A 24,657-nucleotide genomic window follows, 5' to 3' on the forward strand; every position below is an offset into this window, starting at 1 on the left:
CTATGCTTTAGGGCTTATTTCCCCTGGTATATCTATGTAAGGACCATTTGGATAACTTCCCAAAATCCTCAGGGTGTGACATGAATGTTTTAAATCTGCCAAAAGGGCCTTGTATTGCTCTTTGCTGAGGTCACATTCAACGTCACAGAAAAACACATACTGCCACTTCTCTCCCCTCATTGGCCTGGATTCTAACTTTTTCATGTTTACATTTTCCATGGCAAGTAGATTTAAGACCCTGGCCAGGGAACCTGGCTTGTCAGGCAATGTAAAGAGTAGTGATGTTTTGTCTCTATTTCCTGCTGGTGGTTCATCTGAGCCTATTATCAAAAATCTGGTCCAGTTTTCAGGTAGGTCCTCTATTCCTGTTTCAATAATATTTAGACCAAGACTACAAGCCAGGGCAGGGTGGGCTATTGCCGCTGCCTTTATATTCTGGCTTGCCAATTTTGCCCCTGCAGCAGTACTGTCCACTGGTACGATTTTCACTCCAGGGAGCCTGGTTTTGAGCCACATGGAACATTGTTGCAGTGCCTGAGGGTGTGAATAGACCACTTCAATATTGCTTAGATTTTCGCACATGGAAAGTAGGCTGTGGCTTATTTTACAAAAAATTTCTGCCTGGATAAATACTTGATATTTCAAAAACATATCCAGGCTCTGGCCAACAGTACCCTGTAGCGAATTTTCAAGGGGGATCACTCCAAGCTCAGCCTCTCTATTTCTCACTGCCTTAAATACATCTTCTAATACAAACTTTGGAAAATAATTTGCTGAATTTCCAAAATAGTGAAGGGCAGCAAAATATGAGAACGTCCCTTCTGGGCCAAGATAGACTATTTTTTGAGGACGCTGAAGACTCCTGGAAGAGGACAATATCTCCCTATAAATGGCAATTAAGTGTTCCCTGGGAAGGGGCCCTGGATTAGCCTTTTCCAATTCCTCTAGGATATCTTTTTCCCTGAATGGTTTAAATATACTGTCTTTACTTTCTTTTTTTAATTTACCAACTTCCAGACTGTATCTAGCCCTCTCATTTAAGAGAGCGAGTATCTGGCTGTCTATTTTATTTATCTCTCTTCTAATCTCTTTAAGTCTTGAATTTGTATCTACAGACATTCTTTTCTCCTACCCCGGTTTATTTTTCCTTTATCTCCTCTTTTATGCGCATCCCAAAGTGTCTTCCAGCATCATCTACTCTTACCAGTACTTCATCTCCTTGTTTCAGGCTCACAACAGATATGGGGGCTCCATCTTTTCCAACAAGCCTTATTGTCTCTGCATTTTGTAAGATCACATCTCCTTTCTTCCCTGAGGTCTCAGCACTTATTAAAAGTAATGGCCTTATCTCTATTTTGACCCGGCCAACAGAGCTGAGCATAGTATTCCCTTCACTATCAACTACAAGGACCTCATCTCCTGCTTTTAATTCTTCTAAATAGGATGTTTTATCATTTGGCCTTAATACATATGAGTGTACTGCACCTGCATTTACCCTAAAAGGTCTAGATGCAACATAAGGATTTTTTTCTGTTTCTGCATGTATTAAAAAGGTAAAGCCAGAGGAATTGCCAACAAGCATTCCCTGGCCAGTATTTAAAATGGAACAGGTGTCCACGCATACCCTATGTCCCAATCCAATTGGCTTTATGGATGTAATCTTTGCAACCTCAAGATCCACCTTGTCTCCTGTCAGCTTTAGATCTTTTACTATTTGTTTTATAAATTGTCTGCCTTCTGGTAAGATAACTAGAAAATCTACTCCTTTTTCCAGGATCCCAGATGCCAATTTTGCTTCTTCTAAATTTTTCACCTCCACTCCCAATTTTCCATCCTGTACAGCAAGGAGGTTTTCTATGGGGATTATTTCCCATCCATGGGAGATTAAAACCCTTTTCCCCTTTTTTAGATATTCTTCTGCCAGCAATTCATCTTCCTTGGAATTCAGGGAAATAGCCTCAAAATCTTCTGGAACAAAGGTCTTAATCCTGCCAAGGGCGCTGACTTCTTTTATCTTATCCTTTTCTGCCAAAATTCCATCTACACCAGATTCCAGGGATAGGGTAACCAGCTTTTTATCAAAGGGTATTGCCTTAACTATTATTTCTTTCATAAATGTTCAATTCTCCCTATTTGTTGTTTACAATTTCAAGTGCTTCTTCAATGCTCAAATCGTCATGTACGATACCATGAAGTGCGCGAACAAGTGTCCTGGGGTCCTCGTCCTGAAATATATTTCTCCCAACTGAGAGTCCAGCTCCACCTGCCTGGATAGATTCATAGACCATTTTAAGGAGGTCCTTTTTATTATCCATTTTGGGGCCACCTGCAATAACCACAGGGATACAACACGCCTCCACAACTTTACTAAATGATTCAACGTCTCCAGTATAGGGTACTTTTACAACATCAGCGCCTAATTCTTCACCAACCCTTGCACAGTGAGCAACAATTTCAGGATCATATCCATTTTTAATCTTTGGTCCTCTTCCATAAACCATTGCCAGAACTGGCATGCCCCATTCATTTGCTTCGCTTGTTATTTTACCCAAATCAGCTAACATGTATCTTTCTGTTTCATCTCCCAGATTAACATGTACAGAAACTGCGTCGGCTCCAAGTTTTATGGCATCTTCAACCCTGCCAACCAATGTCTTGGCATTGGGATATGGGGAGAGCTGGGTGCTTCCTGAGAGGTGAATTATAAGTCCAATGTCCTTTCCCTTTTCTCTATGTCCACATCTAACAAGGCCCTTGTGCATTACCACTGCATTGGCTCCACCTTCAGCCACTTGGTCTACAGTGTTTTTTAGATCCACAAGTCCAAAGATTGGTCCAACTGTGACTCCATGGTCTAAAGGTACTATTATTGTCCTGCCAGTATTTCTATTGAAGATCCTCTCAAGTCTAATTGATTTGCCCAGATGCATTTTACTAACCTCCTGTTTGTTTTTGTTACCTGGGCCCCATGACTGTTATTATTTTTAAGCCAACGACCATAAAAAAAGGGCCGCTGGCTTATTTAGCCTGCGGCCCTTTGGGATTTTTCCTGGGTATTTTCCTAAATTAAACCACCCGGGCCACAGACTCCACCCCTAAAATACCAAAAATAAAAAAAGCTAAAATAAAAATTAAATGAGGTGGAATTCAGCCCGAGTTTTGTGTTCATGAATTTAATTGCTATTCCATTTTTTTTGAGATGTCAACCAGAAAATTTGTAGTGGCAAATAAAAATTAAATTTCAGTTATTACAATATATTATCAAAAATTTTGATAAACTTGGGTTAGTATCCCATCTCGAATACCTGGAGGGTAAATTCCCTCGTTTTTTAATTTTGTAACATACTAATTTAAAAGAATTTTAACCCCTTCAACTGTCAAACTAGGGGAAAAGGGGTTAAAATACCTGGAAAAAGAAAAAATATGCCTTTAATCACATCATTTTGCCTCTGTTTATTCTAATGGATGCTCCAGTTCTTTTTCTTTTAAAGACAATCTACCAGTTATCCATGTCTTTACACCTGGAAATCTACCAGGTCTAAAATGCACATTGTATATATGCCATATAAATATTGCCAAAATAGCAAGATAGGCTTCGTGCGCATGTATCTCTTTCAATACATCAAACACTTTATAAGTAATATCTGGGAAGATCCTTTTAAGGATATCTGGAAACCACATAAAAACACCTGTTCCAATCATTATTACACATCCCCAATATACTGCCCAGTAATCAAATTTCTCAAAATAACTAAACCTGCCAAATCTGGGACGCTCTTTTGAAATCCCCAAAAACCACATGAGATTTTTACCAAAGTCCTTAAAATCCTTTTTCTTTGGAAGCATCTCAATAAAGTCTTTTCTTCCATCCGCACATACGATTGAGTATATGATATGATATATAGCTGCAATAATCAAAATTATACCACCGATTCTATGAACAACTCTCCAAAAATCCAGCCCACCACAAAGTGCGCTGATGTGTGTAGCAGTATAAGACCCAGGATATCTAGTACACCATAAAAATATTCCAGAAATAGTTAAAAGCACCACACTTATAACAAGCAAAAGATGTTGTGCAAGGAAATTTGAATTAAATCTCTGATATTCTCCTTCTATTTCTCTATCTAATTTGTTCTTTTCTCTTATTCTTGCAGTAAAATCCAGAATTATATGTATAAAAAGTCCCAATAGGACAATTATTGTAAACCATTTAAATGATACAGAAAATATTCCAACAATTCCTTTATGTTGCCTTGGATTACCATTATATCCAATGAGCTTATATTGAGGCTCAAACACTGGATTTGCATTTTTATCAAATGGAATCTTCATCACCTTTCCAAAGAAGAAATGGGATTTATTACTGTGGCAATCTATACATCCTTTTGCACCTAATGCATTCTTTGCTGGGGAAACATCATGAGAATATTTAAATACAGAGCCGTAGGGTGAATATTCATAAGGCTTTTTAGGAATATAAACCCACTTTTTCCCATCTGTAGTGTATCTATCACCATCTACAAACACAACTTCTTTATTTGTCAAATCATATCCTTTAGAAATAAGCATTGATTTAACTGAAGATATAAGAGCAACAATCTCTTCTGGACGATTTACCTCTAAAAAACCATCTTTGTTGTCATCTTTGATTTTAGAAAGCAATGGATAGTTATGGTTTGGATCTTTGTAATGGGCCTTCCACATCAAAAAAATATCCTTCATATGGGGCTGTTCAATTCCTTTATGTCCTTTTCGTTTTATTCCCACCCACCTTGTATAGACCCTATTTACTGGATAAATCTGTCCTTTATATAGAGCAAGAACAGGTCTAAATAGGATGTAGGGTTGCATCCCTTCTGGGTATCCCAATTCAAATCCATAATAATTCCATGCTTTCATATCAGGACCATAAAAGGACCATATTCTTTTTGGTGGTGGAGCTATTCTAGGACTTTTGTTAAAAACAGAAGCATCCTGAACAAGGGCGGCTTTTACCTGTCTCCATGGGATATGACATGTCTGACAAGCAATATATTCAAAATGCCATGGTGGGATTCCCTTATGTTTAGGTATGGGTGCATTATAAAGTCCATTAAAATGGCAATCTTTACATGTTCTCATGGTATTGTCTAAATCATCCCTTACAAACCCTCCTGGATCATCTCCTTTCCCAATTTCATGCATCTCCCTTCCGTAAATTCTTGGATCTTTTGCACTCCTCCCAGTCACATGACAATCCACACACAAAAGTCCTGCCCTTATATGCACATCTGTTCTAGGAGAAAAAGAAGCGCCTCTTTTTTTCCAGCCAGGTTCATGGTGGCAAAAAAGACAATTCTCATTTCTTGGCTTTCTAACCACCTTTAATGTTACTTTCCCATCTGGCCCAAACTTGGAAAGATCGTATACAACATAAGGTTTTTCTCCTTTTGCAACACTGCCAATCACCTTTCCAAAACCAGACCCTGCAGTAGCAGCCCACTTAAAATTAAGCCTTTTTATCTGCTCTATCCTTGCTTTATTGTTATATTCAGGCAAATGACACATAAGACAATCAGCCTCTAATACTCCAGTAGCAGCCCAATTGGATTTATAATAATCTCCATCATAATTATTAACTCCCAAAGGCTGGATTGTATTTTTAGGATCTTTTGCAAATTTATCATATCTATGACCAGATCTATCGTATTCTAAAGACCCTCCTCCTGGATGACATTTTCCGCACATTTTGGCAAAAGTAAAAGAAGTAAAATCTATATCTAAAGAGGAGTTATTCTTCTTTTCCGCCAACTGCGGGAAAATCGGTCCAGGACTTCACCACCTTCCCCCATATTGTCCTGGACTTGTACACCAGGGATACATTTCTTTAAATTCTTTTGATAATTTCTCCCCCTTTCCCTGCATAAAATGATATGCCTTGGTTATTTTCTTATAATCATGACACCTGCCACATGTCTTTTCAGGACTGTATGGAACATGATCGTTTATATGCTTTACAGGATTTATAATATTCCCATTTTCATCTAAAAGATAAAATGGGGGGCATACACCCATTGCGTCTTTTTTTCTTTCTTCATAAAGTTTACTGCTTTTATTATATACAGCACATCTTCCTAATTTAAACTCTACTATAAAAAAGATAGGTAAAAACATCAAAAAAGTACACCATGCCTTTTTTAAAACCATGGCCCATCTCCTTTTTAGGTTAATATATCCTTTTTACAAACAAATAAATTATTATAAAAATACCACTAGCTCTGCCTCTTAAAAATTTTTCATAAGAACTTTTTTTTGTTAAGTTATTGTTGGCAAACTTACCAATAGGCCAATAAAAAATCAAGTTTAAAATATATAAATACTTTTGTGGTATTTTTTTATTTATGATGAATTATAGCCAATATTAAGCTTTTTTATTTTACTAAATTTAAATGTGGCTTTTATTTTTTTCCAGCTACTGCCCTTACCTGATGGATATCAGTGTAGCCACTTATGACTTTGAGGATACCATCTTGTTTTAGGGTGAGCATGCCTTGTGATATTGCAACTTCTCTAATTTCTTCTGTGGGGGCCCTTTTTTTAATCAGGGATCTAATTGAGTCTGAGTTTTTTAGGAGTTCGTGGACGCCCATTCTTCCTTTGTAGCCATTCATACAATTGGGGCAGCCTTTTGCCCTGTATAGGGTTATTTCTTTTCTTTTAATCCATCTATCCCAATCATCTCTGCCAAACTCAGATATAAGTTCATCTATCTCTTCATTTGATGGCTTGTATGGTTCTTTACATTGGCTACAAAGGGTTTTTATTAGTCTCTGGGCGAGTATACAGAGCATGGAGTCGGAAAAATTAAATGGGTCTAATTCCATGTCAAGTAGCCTTGTAATGGTCTCTGGGGCAGAATTTGTATGAAGGGTGGAAAAGACCAGGTGTCCTGTTAAGGATGCCTCTATACCAATGTGGGCAGTTTCTTTATCCCTCATCTCTCCAATCATTATGACATCTGGATCTGCCCTTAAAAAGGCCCTTAAGGCAGAAGCAAATGTCAAACCTATTTTGGGGTTAACCTGTACCTGTCTGAGACCCTCCTGGGTTATTTCAACAGGGTCTTCTGCGGTCCAGATTTTTTTATCTGGTTTATTTATGTATCCAAGGGCGGAGTGGAGGGTAGTGGTTTTACCAGACCCTGTTGGTCCAACCACCAGTATCATGCCATATGGCTGAGTTATTTCTTGTTTGAATATTTCCAGATTATGGGGAAGCAGCCCCAGACCGTCAATTGGGATTGGCTTTCCAGAGGCAAGTACCCTTAAGACCACATCTTCCTGGTTGTCTATGGTGGGTAGGGTGGCTACCCGGTATTCCACTATTTTATTCATGTTTGGAAGCTTTATCTTTAATTTCCCATCCTGGGGAAGTCGCCTTTCAGCAATGTCCAACCTTGCCATTATTTTTATTCTTGAGACAAGTGGCCTTGCATAATGTAGCCTAAGTTTTTTAAATTCATGACAGGTCCCATCTATTCTCATCCGTATTGAACAGTACTTGGATATAGTGTTTGGCTCAATGTGGATATCTGATGCATTTCGCCTCCATGCTTCAACTAAAATAGCATTTACAAGTCTAACCACCTCGCTATCTTGTTCAGAGATTTCTTCTTCAAGTTCTTCAAATTCAGAAGCTCTGTCGTCTTCTACCTCCTCATCAAATTCCAGGAGTTCATTTTCAGCAGTAAGCTGTTTAAAAAAGTGATCAATAAACTCTTCAATGTCTTTTTTTGTGGAAACTAAAGGTTCTATTTGATTGGTGCCCAATATAAATTTGATCTCATCTAATCTTCCCAGGTCAAAGGGATTGGTCATAATGACCTGGATGGTTTTACCTTCCTCTCTATAAGGTACCCACTCATATTGTTTGAGAAAATTGGGATCTAATTTCCTCTTTTCAAAAATTCCATATGGAGGCAAGGTTTTGGGGTTAAATTCCACAAATGGTACCCCATAAAAACTACTTAGTGATTTACCCAGTTCCTTTTTGGGAACATTAAATTTAGTAATCAGGATTTCATCTAAATCTGTCCCTTCCCTTACGGCAATGTCCTTGGCTTCTTTTAACTGTTCTTCTGTTAGGTATCCAGCATCTAGAAGTAGTTCGTATCTACTCTTTGTACGTACCCTTTTTCTTTCTAGTTCTTCTAATTTTTCTTTAATTCCCGGAAAATTTGGATCTAACTTTTTCAATTTCCAAAAACATTCCCTGGCCTGTGTGATTTTGTTAAGCTTAATTAAAGTTGAGCCCAATTTATAATAAATATAGGCAAGTTGTTTTTCTGTGAAACGTTCTTTTTCAAGCAATATCTTTGTCAAAAATTCCGAAAGTTCATCAATTTCGTCCCTTTTTTCCAGACAAAAGATCATTAATTTAACAATGTCAAAGTCTAGTATTCCCTGGTTAACTAGACTATTTAAGTTATCAATAGCCTTTTTATAGTCTCCTTGTTTTACAAAGGATTCAACTTGCTCCAGGGGGATTTGGTAGGTTTTGTCTTTGTTGTTAAAAATAGAAGCAATAACAGGATTTTCTTCAACATCTATTTTAGAGAGGGCGTCTTGGAAAAATTCTTTGAGCCTGGCAAGGTCTTTGGTGTGGCCTCTTTTTTCTCCATAATCCCAGGTTCTGATCAAGGATAATAAAGTGGTTTCTGCAATATCCTTGGCCTCCCAAATTTTGTTATTTTTTAAATGGGAATCCAGTTTGTTTTTCTGAGATTCAAGCCACTTAAGATATCCTTCCCAACTCATTTTTTGCAATCCCTTTAAAAAAATAAGAGGACCCAGAAAAAATTAATTTTTTAGGTCCTCTTATTTAATCTAAATTTGTGTAATAGTCTATTTTTTTTCTTTAAGCCATGGCATCATATCTCTTAGTCTATCACCCACCTCTTCTATAATATGAGAGTGATATTTTTTCCTAAGGGCCTTAAAGGATACCTGACCAGCCTGATTTTCCAGAATCCATTTTTTGGCAAAACTACCGTCCTGGATTTCTGCTAAAATCTGTTTCATGTTTTCCTTAACCTTCTCATCAACTACCCTAGGACCACTGACATAATCCCCATATTCTGCAGTATCACTAATGGAGTAGTGCATGAGCTTAAATCCTCCTTCATAGAGGAGGTCCACAATGAGTTTCATCTCGTGAAGACACTCAAAATAAGCTACCTCAGGTTGATATCCTGCTTCCACCAAGGTCTCAAATCCTGACCTAATAAGTTGGCTTACACCACCACAGAGCACTGCCTGTTCACCAAAGAGGTCTGTTTCTGTCTCTTCTTTAAAGGTTGTTTTAATGACACCTGCTCTTGTGGCACCAATTCCCTTTGCATAGGAGAGGGCAATATCCCAAGCACTGCCTGATGCATCCTGATATACCGCCGCCAGGGAAGGGACTCCAAATCCCTTTTCATATTCCCTTCTAACCAGATGACCTGGTCCTTTTGGTGCAACCATTATAACATCTACGTCTTTTGGGGGTTCTATTTGATTAAAATGGATATTGAATCCATGACTAAAGCCCAGCACTTTTCCCTTTTTAAGATATGGCTTTATGTCTTCAATATAAACCTTTGGTTGGTGTTGATCTGGAATCAGGATCTGTATTAGGTCCGCTTTTTCTGCAGCTTCTTTAACAGACACTGGCTCAAATCCATGCTTTTTGGCAAGGTCATAATTTGGACCACCTGGTCTCTGGGCAACTATAACATTTAAACCTGAATCCCTTAAATTAAGGGCATGGGCGTGTCCCTGGGATCCATAACCAACTATTGCAATTAACTTGTCAGATAGAATTTTTAAATCTGCATCTTTGTCATAATAAACCTGCATTTTAAACTACCTCCTCAAAAAAGTTATGAAAGTTGCATGCTCCTTTTCATTGCTACTATGCCTGTTCTTGCTATTTCTTTAATACCAAATTTCTGGAGCAAATTTATAAGGGCACTTAGTTTTTCGCTGTTTCCTGTTGCTTCAATGGTCATTTCAGCTGGACTTACATCCACTACTTTGCATCTAAATATATCTACAATCCTAAGGACCTCAGCTCTATAAGAATTCTGAGCGTTAACTTTTATAAGTACCATCTCCCTTTCCACTGTTTTTACAGTATTCATGTCCACAACTTTTATTACAGTGATTAACTTTCTAAGCTGCTTTATGATCTGTTCTACTATTTGTTCATCTCCTTCTGTGACTATTGTCATAAGGGATGTATTTTTTTCCAAAGTAGGGGCTACATTTAGAGATATAATGTTAAACCCCCTTCCACTGAAAAGTCCTGAAACCCTGGAGAGTACTCCTGGTTCGTCTTCTACTAATACTGAGAGGGTATGTTTCATAATAAATACTCCTTAAGGCCTATTTGGTTAAACAAGTAACATTTCAGATAATGATGCACCAGCAGGTACCATTGGATATACATTCTCTTCTTTTTCCACTACCATATCAATAACACATGTCTTTTTGGATTTTAATGCCCGTTTTAGGACATCCTCAACCTCTGAAGGTTTGGTAGCCCTGAAACCTTCTGCGCCATAGGCCTCTGCCAATTTTACAAAATCAGGATTGTATTCTAAATGGGTGGCACTGTAATTTCTATTGTAAAATAGCTCTTGCCACTGTCTAACCATTCCAAGATATGAGTTGTTTAATATGATTATCTTGACTGGGAGGTTATACCAAACAGCTGTGGCAAGCTCTTGAATATTCATCTGGATTGACCCATCCCCTGCAATGTCCACAACGGTTTTATCAGGAAATGCCATCTGTGCGCCAATTGCTGCAGGAAATCCATATCCCATTGTGCCTAGACCACCAGAACTAAGTAGGGTCCTGGGTCTTAGGTATTTAAAATGTTGAGCAGCCCACATTTGATTTTGTCCAACTTCTGTAGTAATTATTGCATCTCCTCCAGTTAATTCATAGAGTTTTTCAATGACAAATTGTGGTTTTATGACCTCATTGGATTTGTTATACGTAAGTGGATGTGCCTCATTCCAGGCATTCAACTTGTCCCTCCATGACTGATACTTCTCTGACAAATCCTCTTCTTTAATGCGTTTGGATATTTCTTCTTTTAAGGCTGATAAGGCTTCTTTGCAATCTGCAACTATTGGTATATCCACACGAACGTTTTTTCTAATAGATGTGGGATCGATATCTATATGTATGATTTTTGCCGATGGGGCAAAACTGTCTACCCTCCCTGTGACCCTATCATCGAACCTAACCCCAGCAGCAATAATTACATCTGCATGGTTAATTGCCATGTTGGCTACATAGGTCCCGTGCATCCCCAACATTCCAAGCCATAAGGGGTCGTTTCCTGGGAATGAGCCAAGGCCCATGAGACTAGCAGTAACAGGTATCCTCAGGGTCCTGGCGAGCCATGTGAGTTCTTTGTTTCCTGATGAAGCAATAACCCCTCCACCTGCAAATATAAGGGGTCTTTTTGCATCTAAAATTAAGTCAACCGCCTTTTTTACCTGCTTTAGGTTTGGTTCATAATTGGGATGATAGCTCCTCAAGGATACACTTTTGGGGTATTCTGCTTCAATTTCAGAAGCCATTATGTCCTTTGGCAGGTCAACTAAGACTGGCCCAGGCCTACCTGATTTTGCTATGTAAAATGCCTCTTTTATTATCTGGGGCAGTTTTGCTGGATCCTTTACAAGATAGTTGTGTTTTGTACATGGCCTGGTGATTCCAACTATATCCACTTCTTGGAATGCATCATTACCAATTAATGGTCTAGGAACCTGTCCTGTGAACACAACAATGGGAATAGAGTCCATATATGCAGTGGCAATTCCAGTCACTGTATTAGTGGCTCCAGGTCCAGATGTAACCAGCACAACACCTACCTTTCCACTGGCCCTTGCATATCCATCAGCAGCGTGTACAGCGGCCTGTTCGTGTCTTACCAATATGTGTTTCATGGGATAGTTGGGTAGTTCGTGATATATATCAATTACAGCCCCTCCTGGAAATCCAAATATTACCTCAACACCTTCCTGTTTTAAACATTCAAGGAGAATCCTCGCCCCTTTTATTTTCATTACTGCTCTCCCTCCTCTTCCATTTTCTTGTATTTTTCCAGTATTGCCTGGATTTTTGTTTTACCAGCAAGCTTTAATTTTTTTATTCTCTTTAATTCTAAATCATCCTGGGGAGTTAAATATGGTTTGCTCTCTAACTTTTCAACCTGCTTTTCATATTCTAGATGTTGCTGCCACAGTTTGTTGAGTTCTTCATCTTTTTCTCCATACTTGGCTATAAGTTCCAACTCATATTGTTCCATTGTTTCTTGCCTCCTGTTTAGTTCAAAAAAGTTTTTAGAACTGTCTTGGGGTCCATGTCATTTTCCAGGCTAATTAGTAATAGCTTTTTCCTGTTTTTTTGTCCACCCACAATTTTTATTTGACTCTTTTTTACCTTAAAAATTTTAGACATAAATTCAACTACCTCTTTATTTGCCTTGTTATCAACTGGTGGAGCACATATTTTTACCTTTAGACAATTTTGATAGACCCCTTCAATGGAATTTTTTTTTGCCCCTGGTTGAACCCAAAGGGCTAATTTAAAGGTCTTTTGGTCAATTTGAGTTATAAAATCCATTTGTTGTTCCATCTTTGTTAATTTAGGCTATGTAAAATGCAAGTTGATACAGTGTTTGAACAAGAAATATTTTTAAGAACTCTATTATAAGTAGGACTACAATTGGCGATAAATCAATACCACTTATATATACAAATGGTATCCATTTTCTGACTTTGTAAAAAACAGGCTCTGTTATTGAATATAAAAATCTGACTATTGGATTATAAGGGTCAGGCCTAACCCATGAAAGTAGAGCAGAGATTATCACTATCCAGAAATAAATGGACAGTAAACTGTCTAAAACAAATGCAACTGCCTTAAGGAGATTTGCAATAATAAACATAGTAACCTCCTGATAGAATTTAAATTATGTTAAAAGATTAACTATTTGGTTAAAATTTTCAATATTAGCAATGGAATTCAAGTCATGGTTTTTATAAGATATAAAATCAACCGGAACACTTTTAGCGGTTTTTTCATCTACTTTAGAATCCCCAATAAATAAAACTTCATATGGTTTTAAATTCCATCTTTTTAAAATGTAGTAAATACTTTCAGGATGAGGCTTTGGATTTTTTACACTATCTGCTGTAACCACTGGATCAAAGAAAGATTTTAATTGGAAATTATTTAGTATGATGGGCATTGTGTTTGTTCTATTTGTATTAATAGCCAATTTTTTATTCTTTTTTTTCAGAATAGAGATAAAGTCTATAAGCCCATCCTCTAATTTAATTAAGTCTATTACAGACAAGTAAGATATTTTTTTTCCAATATTTATAGCCTCTTCAAATAGAATTGGTGGAACTATATGTTTTATAGATTCATATACAGTGTGTGAATGCACATAATCTTCCTGAGATTTGTCCATTGGAGGAAGTTCAAGTTTCTCTAATATAATATTATAAAATCTTACATTAGCATCTCTTGAATTTATTATTACACCATCACAATCAAAGATAATCCCTTTTTTGTTTTCGAAAAAGTCTTTGTAATCAAATTCCATTAGTTAACTAACTCCTTATAAATTCAACTTTGAATTTTTTGTTTAACCAATTGAACTCCTCATGGGGCTTTTTCTTAAATATAAATCGATATCCAAAATCTGTTGTCTGAAACAATTCTCTATCATCATCAACTATGGAGAATTCAATTCCAAAATCTATCCACATCTCATATAGGTCTTGAACATCAGTAATTAATATGTGATTTTTTTCTATTATCAAAAAAAAACATGGTAGTATTTTATCATAAGGTAGTAAAGTGTTAATTTGGGACCTAGGATCAGTCGTTTGAGTCTTGCTTTGAAGATAGTCCAAAGATACATCTTCTCCTAGAGAATGTTTAAGTTGCTGTAAGTCTCTTGCCAATTCTCTGTCCAGTTTTTGAAGTTCCAGGACCTTTTCTTCCAATGTCCATTGGAGGAGCAGAGTAAGCTGGGCAATCAAAAAATAATCAATTTTTTCAGTATGGCCCATACCTTTTTTTATGGAACTCTTTATACTACTGGGTTTTTCACTATCTTTTCCTATTAATTGTAAAAGAAAACTTTGCTTAATCTCCCTGGGATTTTCAAAAAAATCCCCGTACATTAAAAAATCCTTGATGTATTTTTGAGCCTCTTTGGTTTTTAAGGGAAATTTCCTGGGTCTAAAGTAATTACATGATCTTTGTTCGTCTTCCTCAAATAACCCAGGATTTACCAGTGTGACTTCTTTTAAAATTTTGTCGCCTACTAGTTCATGATGCAGTGTAGGAAAGAATATTTTATTCATATCTAGATACTCTTTTGTTTTATGGTCAAAAAACTTAACTTGCAATACAAAGAAATTAGTATTATCTTCATTTCCCACTAAAAGCAAATGTAAATTTAATTCTCTAGGAGGTTGTTTAATGTTTGGTATTGGAATTCCTGAATTATTAGTACTTTTATTAATTGCATTGGTGATCTTTGGAGCCAATAAGTTGCCAGAGATTGGCGCTGGCCTTGGTAAGGCCATAAAGAATTTTAAAAAGGCCGCAACAGAACCTGATGAAATAGATATAAGCTCAACCAACAAGAAAATATCCAACAATAAATCACAAAATGATAATGAGGCCAGTGAAAAATAATTTTATCTGATTTGACCATTAAGTTCTAATTGGGGTGAGAGGAGATGAATTTTAAATTCCATACCCCTTGCCCCGAGATACCCATTTAAAAACGTAGTAACTTTATCGGGTTTTATGGTGATTATCTCCCACTTTCCAAAAATCCCTTTTGAAAAAGTCACTGAGATCAAATGAACCTCATCTAAAATTTGTTTTTTGTCACCTAGCATATGGTCAAAGGTTTTTAATCCCGTTAAGGTATACCAAGGACCAGCTATTAAGACTATTGTTTTAAAAAATTTGTCTTTTATTTCAGGTAGATTAAAAAAATTTCCCCATAAAGTTTCCCATAATTCAATGAGACTGTTTTTTGTGCCTGACCAGTAATGGTCCTTGTACTTCAGTGTACCTGTATAGAGGGAATCATTTACCTTTCTAATATACAACTTTAGTTCCGATACATTATCATCAACAGTAATTCCAGAAAGTTTCAGTAAATTATCTAAGGATTGAAGGTCAGGTCCTTCAAAATTTTCAGTCTCCATTTGTGTAACCACTACCTTTTGATTGAAATAGACACCAATATTCATAAGTGTTTTCTTTATGGATTCAATATCCAATTTTAACTCCACTATTAAGGAAGTTGAATTTTGGCTTTTCTCTTCATGGTCTTTGTAACTAAGTACATAATTTAAAGAAGATTGTTCAAATAATTTATTTAAAATCTTAATTTTTTCTTCATCTAGTTTAGTGGACATTATTTTTAGGGATTCGTTTACCAATGCTTTACTGAGTATTTTGTTTCGTAGGGTTGCATTTAAATTAAATTCAGTGGATGTACAGTTTTGTTCTTCAATCTTTATAAATTCTGCAAATGAAATTGAATATGTAATAAATAAAAAAATAAGAGTAAAAAATTTAATTCTCAATATTAAATTCATTGACCTGGTCCTGGTTAATTGTAGAGTATGTTTTTTTAGAGATTACTAGTTTACCTTTTTTTAGGAGTTCAAGTATATTTTCAAATTTTAAGTAAAAATCACTGTTCTCATCTAAAACCAATGAATGTTCATTATTATTATAAATAGAATCTGCATGCAGAAAAAGGGGATGTTCTCCAATTCTATCTTTTGCTTGCCCATTTAATTCACTCAAATATAATGCCATTCCTTTATTTATCAAAGTATCATAGTCTGTTAATTTTGGGCTAAATAATAGTTCTCCATTTTTTGAGTATAAGTATATTAATAGAGAAGGTTTGAACTTGTCTGTTGAGACCTCTATAATTACACCAGTATAGCCTTTAATGTAATTTTCCTTTTTTATTGTGTTTGAATCTACATCAGGTTCCCTTAATAAAAGGGACAGTGGTAATATGTGTTTTAAAAAAGGACCTAATATATTAATTCCCATAGTTAATTTATATGAATTTATTGAGGTTTTTATCATATAATTATCTTTGGTGGTATTTATTTCTTCCCATAACAGCTCTTTTCCTCTTTTATCTATTAATTTTTGTATTTGAAGACCTTTTTTTATTTCAAAATTTAAAGTTGCATTGTAGAGCTTGTTCATTAAATGGATCTTTTCTCTTTTTAGATTAATATAATCAGGGTAGAGTTCACTCGATGTTCCATTGAGCTCAGTATATAAACTGTATTTAGTCCAGTTGATCCATGTGGAATTGTCATCTAATGGTTCTATCCACTCACCTGAACCACAAAGGCCAATTGATAATTTGAAAAAAAATAGAAATAATGCGCAAAATATCACTTTTTTATCCATTTAAAAATCTCTCTACCTTTAAAATAGCATTGTCTAGTTTGGAGTATTCATACCAATTGATGTCATCCTCCTTTTTGAACCACGTCATCTGGCGTTTTGCATATTGTTTGGTATTTTTTAGCCAATTATATTTTGCCTCCTCTAAACTACAATTTCCAAGAATGAAGTTTAATAGTTCCATGCAACCAATGGAAGTCCAAACTGGTGCGTTAATACAAGGGTTTTCCCTCCATGCATCTGATACTTCCTTTAGTACTCCCATTTCAAGCATTTTATCTATCCTAAGCGCCAATCTTTTTACCAGCTCTTCCTTAGGGTGAGAGATACCTATTTTTATATAGTTATATCTTGGTGTATTTTGAGGATGGTTTTTATGGAACCACGTCAAGTTCCTTTTTGTAAACATATATACCTCCAGTGCCCTGGTTACCCTCTGCTTATCCTTTGGGTGAATTTTTTTTGAATATTCTGGATCTATTTTTTTTAATTTTTCGTACGAAACATATGGTCCATCTAAAAGATATTGGTGGCTTACTTGTTCCCTTATTTTTTTTGGCACACTGGGTATTGGGGCAAGACCAAATAGTACTGCTTTTAAATATAGTCCTGTTCCTCCAATGAGTATAGGCACCTTTGCCCTGTCTATTATTTCCTTAATTTTTTCGTCTGCCAATTTGGCATATTCACCTGCACTTAAATTTTTTTTTGGTTCTAAAAAACCATATAAGTGATGGTTACATAATCTTTTTTCTTCCTCAGTTGGTTGTGCAGTAATAATTGGAAAACCTCTGTAGATCTGCCTTGAATCAAAGTTTACTATTTCTCCTCCCAATTTTTTAGCCAGCTCAAGACCAAGTTGATTTTTACCAGTTCCTGTGGCTCCAACAATGCATACAATTTTCATATGGCTATAAGTTGAACCTCTCTTTTAATTTGAGCCATACTGGCTCTGGTACCAGCCCTTGGACATCCCCACCAGCATTCACTGTCTCTTTAATTATGGATGAGCTGGTAAACAACCATTTGTAATCTGTCATCATAAAAAGGGTATGTACATCCCTTTTAAGACGCCTATTCATAAGGGCCATCTGAAATTCGTATTCAAAATCAGATATAGCCCTAAGTCCCCTTAAAATTACCTTTGCCCCCTTTTTTTCAACATAGTCAACAAGTAATCCACTAAACGCTTCTACAATAACCCTGGGTTTGTTTTCAAATACTGTCTGAGCCATCTCAAGCCTTTCCTCTAAGGTAAAAAGAGGGGTTTTTGGGGTATCTATGGCAATTGCCAGAACTACTGTATCAAAAATATCCAATGCCCTTCTCACAATACTAATATGTCCATTGGTTAAAGGATCAAAGGTTCCTGGATAAATTGCTATGTGTTTATTGTTTTTGTCCATATAAGTATCCTCGTCTGTCCATATTTTCGGTTAACAATTAAATTTGTCTCTGGGATTTCCTTCTCTATTTCAACCTCTTGCTCCACTTCGGATACAATAAAGCCATTTTCAATGACCCAGTTGTTTTTTATTAATTTTTTAATAACTGGTAGGGCAAGACCCTTTCTGTAAGGTGGATCTATAAAACATAGGTGAAATTTTTCAAAGGATTGTTTGTTTAATATCCTGTGTACATCGTCTGAAACTATACGGAAACGAGTATGCTCAACTCCAAAATTTTCCAGATTGATTTTAAGATATTTAACTGCCTCCCTATTATTTTCTACAAAATATACCAGGGTTGCCCCCCTACTCAAACACTCAAACCCAAGACTCCCAGTGCCTGCAAATAGATCAATTACCCTGGCCCCCTCAAATTCCATTCCCTGGGAGACTAGTATTGAAAATATAGCCTGACGTACTTTATAAGTAGCAGGTCTATATCCTTCTAGATTTTTTTTAGGGGTCTTTAACTTTCTCCCTTTATATTCTCCACTGATAATTCTCATGTTGTTGATTTTAATCTCCTATACGTATTCAACTTCAGGCCCAAAGTCACTAAAAGTACACAATACAAATTCATCTTCCTGGGCGTCCTTTGTCTTTTCCTTTGTTAGCCACTCCTTTACAAAGGCCAGTACTTCGTTTCTCTTGTCCATATTTTGGATCATCTTTATTGAAATTCCCCTATGTACAATTTTTAGATCTTCGGTAAGTCCCATATTCTTAAGTTCTAAAAAGAAGTTTTCATATTCTTTTTTTAACCTATTATCAAGACCTTTAAGAGAGTTGTAATTTGCATCGGGCACCAGGATGACGAACTTATTGGGTTCTAATCTACAGAGCTGATCATAATTCCTTAAATTTTTTTTCAAGTGGGTCAAAAAGCTTTTTTCTATCCATGTGCGCCAGTCCTTTCCATAATTTATTACTATATCTTCTAAGTTGTTTATGTATATAAGTAAGAGGGAAAAATCTTTGGTATGCCGTGATATCCTGTTTATTTCACTTTCCAATACAATATAGAAACCGTCAGTTGTTAAGGTATTGGTATTACTGTCAATAGATAGCCTTTGAAAGAGAAATTCCATTTGATCAATTAAATTAATTCCCCTTTTTACCCTCCATAAGAGTTCTGCTTCATAAAATGGATATATTAAAAAGTCATCTATATTTAAAGTGGATTGAAATACTTTATCTCTGGAATCTTCATCACCAAATAGTATTAAATACCTTTTAGGGATCAATTGGTTATCTTCTTTAGTCCTTAAAAATTTAGCGAATTCCAAACCATCCATATTGGTTTGAAAAACTGGTGCAATAATTATTTCTACATTGGTTTTGTCCAAAATAGCAATCCCCTGGAGATGGTTTTTGGCGGTTATTACAGTGAGTTTCTGGTTTTCCAGGATCTGTTTAACTGTGTATGCTAGTTCGTTGTCTTGGCATATAACCATTATTTTTTTTGATATAGGCATGGGTATATGTCTCCCGTGATATTTTTGAGAATATTACCCGGATTTTCCAGAATTTACAAGGTGACATTTTTAGGTTACTATCTATGTGTTTTAGAGGTATTCAATCTAGGGTGTTAAAAATGATTATAAAAGATTTTAAAGAGATTTCAAAGCACATTAAAATTCATAGGGACAAGGAGCTAAATTCTGTGAGCAGCCGCTCCCAGTTTGGTAAAGTTAATAATAAAAAATTACAGTCAAAAGAACAGTCTATTACCCTCAATCCCTCAAACAAGGACAATGACAATGAGCTTTTTCAAAGGGCAATGGAAGGGGTCCTTCCCATCCATGGGGTAGGGGGTAGGGAAGTGGTGCCTGTAAAACATGAGGTATCAGAAGGTGAAATCAAGTCCAAATATTCTCGAAAAGACAAGTACCTGGAAAAATTTCTTAAGGGAGAGATACAATTTGAGATTGAATTTACTGATGAATATATACAGGGGAATGTAAAGGGTTTGGATCCCAGGATTTTTAGAAAGTTAAAAGCTGGCTCGTTTAGCCCTGAGGCCCATCTGGATCTACATGGCCTAAACAGTGATGATGCATACCTTAGCCTTATTTCATTTGTTAAAAAAAATTATTTGGATGGTCGGAGGTGTCTGCTGGTAATACCTGGTAGGGGTAAAAATTCCCCTCTGGGAAGGAGCATTTTAAAGGAAAATTTGCAGTTTTGGATTACAAGGGATCCATTAAAAAGGGTGGTTTTGGCCTTTTGTTCTGCCATCCCAAGACATGGAGGTGCAGGGGCAGTATATATTTTACTTAGAAAATACAAAAAATCCAGGGGGAAAATTTTTTGGGAAAGATATTAAGCTAAGGAGAACGGGATTATGGGCTTTTTTTCAAAGATAAAAAGATTATGGAAAGGTAAAGAAAAGCAGGAAGTCAAAGATAAACCTGTAAAAGAAGAAAGCAAGTTAGAAGAACAATCATCAACTCAAGGGGAACAGCTTGCTGCAACGGTAGCTGCAGGTGAAGAAGTACACAAACAAAGACCAGAAGATTTATCAATAGAAAAAGATAAGGATTGGGAGACAGAGCTTAAAATTGCCCTGCAACAGGCGGAGCCAAAGCTGAGCGTATGGTTGGATATACTATTAAAAGATGTTCAAAAAGCAGATGATCTTTTGTGGGACAGACTTTTCTTTTTATTTGAAAACCTGGAAGTGCCATCAGATGAGGCAGAAGATTTTATAAACAGGTTTAAAAAATGGCTCAATGAGATGGAGTATTCATCCATATATGAATTTAGGTCTGAACTCCAATATCGATTGGCCCTTGCGCTTGATCTGGAAGATGAAGAAGATGAACAGAGTAGGCTTTTTTTGAAGCTATCCCAGGGTCTTGCCAAGACAAAAGAACAGTTTACAAGGAAAATAGATGCGCTTCTTCAAAGGTCTTCAGAATTTGGAGAGGAATTTTGGGAAGAATTAGAAGAGATTTTGATTATGGCAGATGTGGGATTCAATACCACTGTGAAATTAGTTGACAGACTGAAGACAAAGGTAAGGGAGAACAATATAAATTCTCCAGAGGAATTTAAGGCCATGTTTAAAGAAGAGCTTGCTGAAATTATCCCAAAACCAAGGAAAAAGATAAAGCCAATTGCCCCTGAAGTGGTTTTAATGCTGGGAGTAAATGGTGTTGGGAAGACAACTACTATTGCAAAATTGGCCCATCGGGCACAAATGCAAGGGCGACGGGTATTACTTGCTGCAGCAGATACCTTTAGAGCTGCTGCCATTGAACAGCTTGAGATCTGGTCAAAGAGGGTTGGCACAGGTTTTTATGCCAAGGAGTCTGGAGCAGATCCTGCAGCGGTAGCCTATGAGGCCATAAATAAGGCGAAAAAAGAAGGATATGACTTGATGTTTGTGGATACTGCTGGCAGGCTTCACACCAAGATAAATTTAATGGAGGAATTGAAAAAGATTAAGAGGGTTTTAAATAAACAGCATCCAGGAGCCCCCCACAGGACAATTTTGGTGCTTGATGCAACCACTGGTCAAAATGCAATTTCCCAGGTGAAGTTATTCAATGAAGAAGTTGGTGTGGATGAGATAATTTTGACAAAATTAGATGGGACAGCAAAAGGCGGGGTTATTTTGGGAATCTCTGTTGAGTTTGATATACCCATTACCTTTGTTGGACTGGGTGAAAAAATGGAAGATCTAAGGCCTTTTGACCCAGTTAAATTTGCAGATGCCCTTTTGGGATAACTTTAACTCCGACTATTTCAAGTTTTGAGGAGTCCAGTCTAGTTGTGAACTGTGGGCTGTGAACTGTGTCTATGAAAGTTACAGGCCACATACACATGCTAAAGGAATAGGCAGATTTAAAAACTCCCTGGAAGCTATTTAAAAGGTCAGTGCTCCTTGACAAAGGAGTATTCTTTGATATTCTTGATTTAAAATAAGGTAGAAACTTAAACCTTAATGGGGATTATTATGAATTTACACCCTATATCTTCAAATTATAATCCCCTTGGGAATCAAGCTACATATAATAAAGATCCTTCTAAAGACAATACAACAAATTCTAAAAACGAGATTAATAAATTACCTGCCAATGAAAGTGAAAGTATCCAATCCAATAAAGGGGATAATGGGAACAGTTCTCCAGGTAAAATAGACAATAAGACAAGTCTCTCAAAAAACAGCAAGACAGATCTAAGAGAAGAACAAAAGGTACAGAAACTTAAACAAATAGATGCCCATGTAAAGGCCCATGAACAGGCCCATGTTGCAGCTGGTGGACCTTATGTTAGAGGAGGTCCTCAATTTTCTTATATTATTGGGCCAGATGGCAATAGATATGCGGTAGCTGGAGAGGTTAAAATAGATGTATCTCCTGTTCCAGGGGATCCAGATGCAACAATAAGAAAGGCCCAGGTTATAAAAAGGGCAGCACTGGCACCTTCTGATCCATCCCCCCAGGATAGGGCTGTTGCAGCAAAGGCAGATCAAATGGCCATGAAAGCGCGCATAGAAAAGTACAGAGAACAGGTAGAGGAGATGAGAAAACTCGTTGATAAAAAAGAAGAAACAAATGGACAGGGAAATGCTTATATAGATGAAGAAGGTTCATTCAATGATATAAATGATATAATTCAGGGTGGGCCTTTAACCCTAAAAAGGGCAGCTTCAGCCTATACTCCCACCAATAACAACTCCTCCCAGATTCATGTAGTTGCATGATGGGTATGGCTGGCTCTTTGGCCAGCCATACCCATCATATATCAAGCAGCTTGATCTGAGGGGGAATCAAAGATTGGCAGATATGTTACTATAAGTTTGTATAGAAACAGACCAATGGAAATTAGACCCAATGTAATTGCTATTTCCTGCCAGGATGGGAAATAAAAGCCCTTGCCCATATTTGCTTCAGTCAAGAATACCACGTCAAATCTATTTAAAATTACTCCAAAAATCACAAGAGAATGAAACAAGAGAAGAGAAGGGACAGAACCCTGAATGGTTTTAGAGCTCAAAAATATCATAGGGACCAATACACATAACACCATTTCTATTAAAAACAGGAGACTTGCCCCGGTTCCCTGGAATATAAAATGCAATTTACCATGTATACCAATGTCCAAAAACCTTACCACAAAATAGACCAAAAGGGCTATTGAAGCACCCCTTGCTAGACCTTGTAATACTTCAAATTCATATTCTCTATTTCTTAAATTGGCACTTATTATGGTCTCAATAGACACCATAGAAATACCTGCGCATATGGCAGAAAGAAAAAACAAGTGATGCATAATATGTGAATACCACAATGGATGGAGTTTATGTGGATCAATTAAAAATAATCCACCTAGTGAAGATTGATGGCCATAAGATAGCATAATTCCCAAGATCACCAGACAAAATACTACTGCTTTTTGTTCTAAAAAATCCTTTAATCCAGTTAGTACATTCAAACGTTCCAAGAGCCAGGGTAAGAATTCAAGGGTCAATACAGTGGTATAAGTACTTATACAAATAACTATCTCAAACATTACAGAATGGGGATTCCAAAGAAAAAATGGGTGCCAGAAAGCAAAAGGCTTTCCAATATCCATAAGTAAACCAACAAGGACTAAGAGGTATCCCAAAAATGCAGTCAAGGTAGCGGCACGAGCTATGGGTTTATATTTGTCCCAATTTGCAATATATGCTGCAAAGGTCACTGTAAATCCACCTGCAGCCAGGGCAACCCCTGTGGTTACATCAAAGGCAATCCACAGCCCCCAGGGATGGGTATCACTTAAATTCGTACTAGGACCAAGCCCAACTGCTAGCCTGTATAGCATGGTAATGATACCTATTATACCCAGTATCAACAAAATATATGTCCTGGGAGTAAAAAACTTTTGCTTTACTGTCATAGAATTATCCATTTTTCCCCTCCTTTGAACTTGTTCTGTTCCTGAAATAGGCAATGCCTGCAAGGATTGCCAGGAGGCCTACCTCTTCCCAGAGTACAGTTGAGAGATCGTTCTTCCAGGTAAATGATGGATATGGCTGCTTGAGCACTTTTTCATTAAATCCCAATTTTTCAAAAGGTACATCTGATATATACATCCAGGATGTACCACCAGCCTCATCAAGACCATAGATATGATTTACATACTTTCCAGGTTCTTTGTTAATACGTCTTTTGGCCTCTACCACTACTTTTTCATAATCATCAAAATACATGACGTCCCTGGGACAAGCAGTTACGCACATGGGTTTTAATCCCATTTCAATCCTGTCAGCACAAAAATCACATTTCTTTACCCACGGATTTGTGCTATCCCACTCATATTTGGGCACATTAAAGGGACACGCAATCATACAATATCTACACCCTATACACCTCCATTGATCGTACACAACTGGACCATCTTTCATCTTCTGAAGTGCCCCTACTGGACATGCTGAGACACAAGCAGGGTCTTTGCAGTGAAAACATTGATGTTTTACAAAATACCATGCTGGTACTTTTCCCTCTCCTTTATCTAAAAAGTCTATCAATGTATAACAATCTGCGCTCAAATTCTGGGGATTTGTATATTCTCCTGTCATAGATGTATGGGTGGCTGGTAGATTGTGCCATTCCTTACATGCTACCTGACACGAACGACACCCAATACACCTTGTTATATCTACTAAAACCGCTTTGGCCATTTTTAACCCTCCT

26 protein-coding genes are annotated in these 24,657 nt (G+C 36.7%); 4 read left to right on the top strand and 22 right to left on the bottom strand.

Translation table 11 applies throughout. The features are described from left to right. The 14 genes from pheA to ACYQ0O_RS02035 all read right to left on the bottom strand — a co-directional run bounded on the left by pheA (position 1) and on the right by ACYQ0O_RS02035 (position 14,425). Positions 1 to 1,119: a prephenate dehydratase gene (gene pheA, locus ACYQ0O_RS01970; protein ID WP_459890141.1), complete on the bottom strand. Its 1,119-nt coding sequence runs from the start codon at positions 1,117 to 1,119 to the stop codon at positions 1 to 3. Between the two features lie 19 nt (positions 1,120 to 1,138). Further along, complete coding sequence (locus ACYQ0O_RS01975; RefSeq protein ID WP_459890142.1) at positions 1,139 to 2,113, bottom strand: 3-dehydroquinate synthase II; 975 nt, start codon at positions 2,111 to 2,113, stop codon at positions 1,139 to 1,141. 16 nt (positions 2,114 to 2,129) lie between these two features. After that, positions 2,130 to 2,930, bottom strand: a complete 801-nt coding sequence (locus tag ACYQ0O_RS01980) for a 2-amino-3,7-dideoxy-D-threo-hept-6-ulosonate synthase (RefSeq protein WP_075069214.1) — start codon at positions 2,928 to 2,930, stop codon at positions 2,130 to 2,132. A 523-nt stretch (positions 2,931 to 3,453) separates the two neighbouring features. Then, complete coding sequence (locus tag ACYQ0O_RS01985; RefSeq protein ID WP_459890143.1) at positions 3,454 to 5,730, bottom strand: DUF4405 domain-containing protein; 2,277 nt, start codon at positions 5,728 to 5,730, stop codon at positions 3,454 to 3,456. 87 nt (positions 5,731 to 5,817) lie between these two features. After that, positions 5,818 to 6,189 carry a hypothetical protein gene (locus ACYQ0O_RS01990; RefSeq protein ID WP_459890144.1) on the bottom strand — a complete coding sequence of 124 codons (372 nt, stop codon included), beginning with the start codon at positions 6,187 to 6,189 and terminating at the stop codon, positions 5,818 to 5,820. Positions 6,190 to 6,440: 251 nt separating this feature from the next. After that, entirely contained in the window at positions 6,441 to 8,798 is a 2,358-nt protein-coding gene (locus tag ACYQ0O_RS01995; protein WP_459890145.1) for an ATPase, T2SS/T4P/T4SS family, read from the bottom strand. An 87-nt stretch (positions 8,799 to 8,885) separates the two neighbouring features. Continuing rightward, positions 8,886 to 9,881: a ketol-acid reductoisomerase gene (gene ilvC / locus ACYQ0O_RS02000; protein ID WP_459890146.1), complete on the bottom strand. Its 996-nt coding sequence runs from the start codon at positions 9,879 to 9,881 to the stop codon at positions 8,886 to 8,888. 23 nt (positions 9,882 to 9,904) lie between these two features. Further along, the gene (ilvN, locus tag ACYQ0O_RS02005) at positions 9,905 to 10,390 is read right to left on the bottom strand and encodes an acetolactate synthase small subunit (protein WP_459890147.1); all 486 of its coding nucleotides are present in this window, start codon (positions 10,388 to 10,390) and stop codon (positions 9,905 to 9,907) included. Positions 10,391 to 10,417: 27 nt separating this feature from the next. After that, on the bottom strand, positions 10,418 to 12,109 hold the full coding sequence (gene ilvB / locus ACYQ0O_RS02010) for a biosynthetic-type acetolactate synthase large subunit (RefSeq protein WP_459890148.1): 1,692 nt from the start codon (positions 12,107 to 12,109) through the stop codon (positions 10,418 to 10,420). Then, positions 12,109 to 12,351, bottom strand: a complete 243-nt coding sequence (locus ACYQ0O_RS02015; RefSeq protein ID WP_459890149.1) for an HP1242/YdcH family protein — start codon at positions 12,349 to 12,351, stop codon at positions 12,109 to 12,111. Before ACYQ0O_RS02015 ends, ilvB begins: the two co-directional genes overlap by 1 nt. 17 nt (positions 12,352 to 12,368) lie before the next feature. Continuing rightward, positions 12,369 to 12,668, bottom strand: a complete 300-nt coding sequence (locus ACYQ0O_RS02020) for a DUF167 domain-containing protein (protein WP_459890150.1) — start codon at positions 12,666 to 12,668, stop codon at positions 12,369 to 12,371. 22 nt (positions 12,669 to 12,690) lie between these two features. Next, positions 12,691 to 12,993 (bottom strand): YggT family protein, encoded by a 303-nt coding sequence (locus ACYQ0O_RS02025; RefSeq protein ID WP_459890151.1) that lies wholly within the window; start codon positions 12,991 to 12,993, stop codon positions 12,691 to 12,693. A gap of 24 nt (positions 12,994 to 13,017) precedes the next feature. After that, positions 13,018 to 13,656, bottom strand: coding sequence for an HAD family hydrolase (locus ACYQ0O_RS02030; RefSeq protein ID WP_459890152.1), 639 nt, complete (start codon positions 13,654 to 13,656; stop codon positions 13,018 to 13,020). A gap of 7 nt (positions 13,657 to 13,663) precedes the next feature. Further along, positions 13,664 to 14,425, bottom strand: coding sequence for a hypothetical protein (locus tag ACYQ0O_RS02035; protein ID WP_459890154.1), 762 nt, complete (start codon positions 14,423 to 14,425; stop codon positions 13,664 to 13,666). Between the two features lie 118 nt (positions 14,426 to 14,543). On the opposite strand from ACYQ0O_RS02035, the gene ACYQ0O_RS02040 reads away from it, so the two are divergent. Further along, positions 14,544 to 14,762: a twin-arginine translocase TatA/TatE family subunit gene (locus tag ACYQ0O_RS02040; protein WP_075068441.1), complete on the top strand. Its 219-nt coding sequence runs from the start codon at positions 14,544 to 14,546 to the stop codon at positions 14,760 to 14,762. 2 nt (positions 14,763 to 14,764) lie between these two features. Here ACYQ0O_RS02040 and ACYQ0O_RS02045 read toward each other — a convergent pair whose 3' ends face one another. The 6 genes from ACYQ0O_RS02045 to ACYQ0O_RS02070 are packed head-to-tail and all read right to left on the bottom strand — an operon-like array spanning position 14,765 to position 19,446. After that, on the bottom strand, positions 14,765 to 15,682 hold the full coding sequence (locus ACYQ0O_RS02045) for a hypothetical protein (protein WP_459890156.1): 918 nt from the start codon (positions 15,680 to 15,682) through the stop codon (positions 14,765 to 14,767). After that, the gene (locus tag ACYQ0O_RS02050) at positions 15,660 to 16,526 is read right to left on the bottom strand and encodes a hypothetical protein (protein ID WP_459890158.1); all 867 of its coding nucleotides are present in this window, start codon (positions 16,524 to 16,526) and stop codon (positions 15,660 to 15,662) included. Before ACYQ0O_RS02050 ends, ACYQ0O_RS02045 begins: the two co-directional genes overlap by 23 nt. After that, positions 16,519 to 17,430: a tRNA (adenosine(37)-N6)-dimethylallyltransferase MiaA gene (gene miaA, locus ACYQ0O_RS02055; protein ID WP_459890159.1), complete on the bottom strand. Its 912-nt coding sequence runs from the start codon at positions 17,428 to 17,430 to the stop codon at positions 16,519 to 16,521. The genes ACYQ0O_RS02050 and miaA overlap by 8 nt, the downstream gene beginning before the upstream one ends. Positions 17,431 to 17,434: 4 nt before the next feature. Continuing rightward, on the bottom strand, positions 17,435 to 17,929 hold the full coding sequence (gene coaD, locus ACYQ0O_RS02060; RefSeq protein ID WP_459890161.1) for a pantetheine-phosphate adenylyltransferase: 495 nt from the start codon (positions 17,927 to 17,929) through the stop codon (positions 17,435 to 17,437). Continuing rightward, a complete protein-coding gene (rsmD, locus tag ACYQ0O_RS02065) occupies positions 17,905 to 18,477 on the bottom strand; it encodes a 16S rRNA (guanine(966)-N(2))-methyltransferase RsmD (protein ID WP_459890163.1) in 573 nt (190 codons plus the stop codon). The genes coaD and rsmD overlap by 25 nt, the downstream gene beginning before the upstream one ends. An 18-nt stretch (positions 18,478 to 18,495) precedes the next feature. Next, positions 18,496 to 19,446, bottom strand: coding sequence for a diguanylate cyclase domain-containing protein (locus ACYQ0O_RS02070; protein ID WP_459890165.1), 951 nt, complete (start codon positions 19,444 to 19,446; stop codon positions 18,496 to 18,498). 119 nt (positions 19,447 to 19,565) lie between these two features. Here ACYQ0O_RS02070 and ACYQ0O_RS02075 point away from each other — a divergent pair, with 119 nt between their 5' ends. From ACYQ0O_RS02075 to ACYQ0O_RS02085, 3 genes are all read left to right on the top strand, one after another. Further along, entirely contained in the window at positions 19,566 to 20,297 is a 732-nt protein-coding gene (locus ACYQ0O_RS02075; RefSeq protein WP_459890167.1) for a Smr/MutS family protein, read from the top strand. An 18-nt stretch (positions 20,298 to 20,315) separates the two neighbouring features. After that, the gene (gene ftsY / locus ACYQ0O_RS02080; protein WP_459890169.1) at positions 20,316 to 21,704 is read left to right on the top strand and encodes a signal recognition particle-docking protein FtsY; all 1,389 of its coding nucleotides are present in this window, start codon (positions 20,316 to 20,318) and stop codon (positions 21,702 to 21,704) included. A gap of 228 nt (positions 21,705 to 21,932) precedes the next feature. Continuing rightward, positions 21,933 to 22,682 (top strand): putative metalloprotease CJM1_0395 family protein, encoded by a 750-nt coding sequence (locus ACYQ0O_RS02085; RefSeq protein WP_459890171.1) that lies wholly within the window; start codon positions 21,933 to 21,935, stop codon positions 22,680 to 22,682. Between the two features lie 41 nt (positions 22,683 to 22,723). Here the strand turns inward: ACYQ0O_RS02085 and nrfD are convergent, their stop codons facing one another. Next, positions 22,724 to 23,872, bottom strand: coding sequence for an NrfD/PsrC family molybdoenzyme membrane anchor subunit (gene nrfD / locus ACYQ0O_RS02090; RefSeq protein WP_459890173.1), 1,149 nt, complete (start codon positions 23,870 to 23,872; stop codon positions 22,724 to 22,726). Then, on the bottom strand, positions 23,865 to 24,644 hold the full coding sequence (locus ACYQ0O_RS02095; RefSeq protein ID WP_075068450.1) for a 4Fe-4S dicluster domain-containing protein: 780 nt from the start codon (positions 24,642 to 24,644) through the stop codon (positions 23,865 to 23,867). Before ACYQ0O_RS02095 ends, nrfD begins: the two co-directional genes overlap by 8 nt. Positions 24,645 to 24,657 lie beyond the last annotated feature (13 nt).

It is taken from the genome of Desulfothermus okinawensis JCM 13304 (assembly GCF_054654515.1).

Coding starts and splice junctions, on each gene's coding strand:
- pheA (WP_459890141.1), bottom strand. CDS start 1,119: ATGTCTGTAGATACAAATTCAAGACTTAAAGAGATTAGAAGAGAGATA.
- ACYQ0O_RS01975 (WP_459890142.1), bottom strand. CDS start 2,113: ATGAAAGAAATAATAGTTAAGGCAATACCCTTTGATAAAAAGCTGGTT.
- ACYQ0O_RS01980 (WP_075069214.1), bottom strand. CDS start 2,930: ATGCATCTGGGCAAATCAATTAGACTTGAGAGGATCTTCAATAGAAAT.
- ACYQ0O_RS01985 (WP_459890143.1), bottom strand. CDS start 5,730: ATGTGCGGAAAATGTCATCCAGGAGGAGGGTCTTTAGAATACGATAGA.
- ACYQ0O_RS01990 (WP_459890144.1), bottom strand. CDS start 6,189: ATGGTTTTAAAAAAGGCATGGTGTACTTTTTTGATGTTTTTACCTATC.
- ACYQ0O_RS01995 (WP_459890145.1), bottom strand. CDS start 8,798: ATGAGTTGGGAAGGATATCTTAAGTGGCTTGAATCTCAGAAAAACAAA.
- ilvC (WP_459890146.1), bottom strand. CDS start 9,881: ATGCAGGTTTATTATGACAAAGATGCAGATTTAAAAATTCTATCTGAC.
- ilvN (WP_459890147.1), bottom strand. CDS start 10,390: ATGAAACATACCCTCTCAGTATTAGTAGAAGACGAACCAGGAGTACTC.
- ilvB (WP_459890148.1), bottom strand. CDS start 12,109: ATGAAAATAAAAGGGGCGAGGATTCTCCTTGAATGTTTAAAACAGGAA.
- ACYQ0O_RS02015 (WP_459890149.1), bottom strand. CDS start 12,351: ATGGAACAATATGAGTTGGAACTTATAGCCAAGTATGGAGAAAAAGAT.
- ACYQ0O_RS02020 (WP_459890150.1), bottom strand. CDS start 12,668: ATGGATTTTATAACTCAAATTGACCAAAAGACCTTTAAATTAGCCCTT.
- ACYQ0O_RS02025 (WP_459890151.1), bottom strand. CDS start 12,993: ATGTTTATTATTGCAAATCTCCTTAAGGCAGTTGCATTTGTTTTAGAC.
- ACYQ0O_RS02030 (WP_459890152.1), bottom strand. CDS start 13,656: ATGGAATTTGATTACAAAGACTTTTTCGAAAACAAAAAAGGGATTATC.
- ACYQ0O_RS02035 (WP_459890154.1), bottom strand. CDS start 14,425: ATGAATAAAATATTCTTTCCTACACTGCATCATGAACTAGTAGGCGAC.
- ACYQ0O_RS02040 (WP_075068441.1), top strand. CDS start 14,544: ATGTTTGGTATTGGAATTCCTGAATTATTAGTACTTTTATTAATTGCA.
- ACYQ0O_RS02045 (WP_459890156.1), bottom strand. CDS start 15,682: ATGAATTTAATATTGAGAATTAAATTTTTTACTCTTATTTTTTTATTT.
- ACYQ0O_RS02050 (WP_459890158.1), bottom strand. CDS start 16,526: ATGGATAAAAAAGTGATATTTTGCGCATTATTTCTATTTTTTTTCAAA.
- miaA (WP_459890159.1), bottom strand. CDS start 17,430: ATGAAAATTGTATGCATTGTTGGAGCCACAGGAACTGGTAAAAATCAA.
- coaD (WP_459890161.1), bottom strand. CDS start 17,929: ATGGACAAAAACAATAAACACATAGCAATTTATCCAGGAACCTTTGAT.
- rsmD (WP_459890163.1), bottom strand. CDS start 18,477: ATGAGAATTATCAGTGGAGAATATAAAGGGAGAAAGTTAAAGACCCCT.
- ACYQ0O_RS02070 (WP_459890165.1), bottom strand. CDS start 19,446: ATGCCTATATCAAAAAAAATAATGGTTATATGCCAAGACAACGAACTA.
- ACYQ0O_RS02075 (WP_459890167.1), top strand. CDS start 19,566: ATGATTATAAAAGATTTTAAAGAGATTTCAAAGCACATTAAAATTCAT.
- ftsY (WP_459890169.1), top strand. CDS start 20,316: ATGGGCTTTTTTTCAAAGATAAAAAGATTATGGAAAGGTAAAGAAAAG.
- ACYQ0O_RS02085 (WP_459890171.1), top strand. CDS start 21,933: ATGAATTTACACCCTATATCTTCAAATTATAATCCCCTTGGGAATCAA.
- nrfD (WP_459890173.1), bottom strand. CDS start 23,872: ATGGATAATTCTATGACAGTAAAGCAAAAGTTTTTTACTCCCAGGACA.
- ACYQ0O_RS02095 (WP_075068450.1), bottom strand. CDS start 24,644: ATGGCCAAAGCGGTTTTAGTAGATATAACAAGGTGTATTGGGTGTCGT.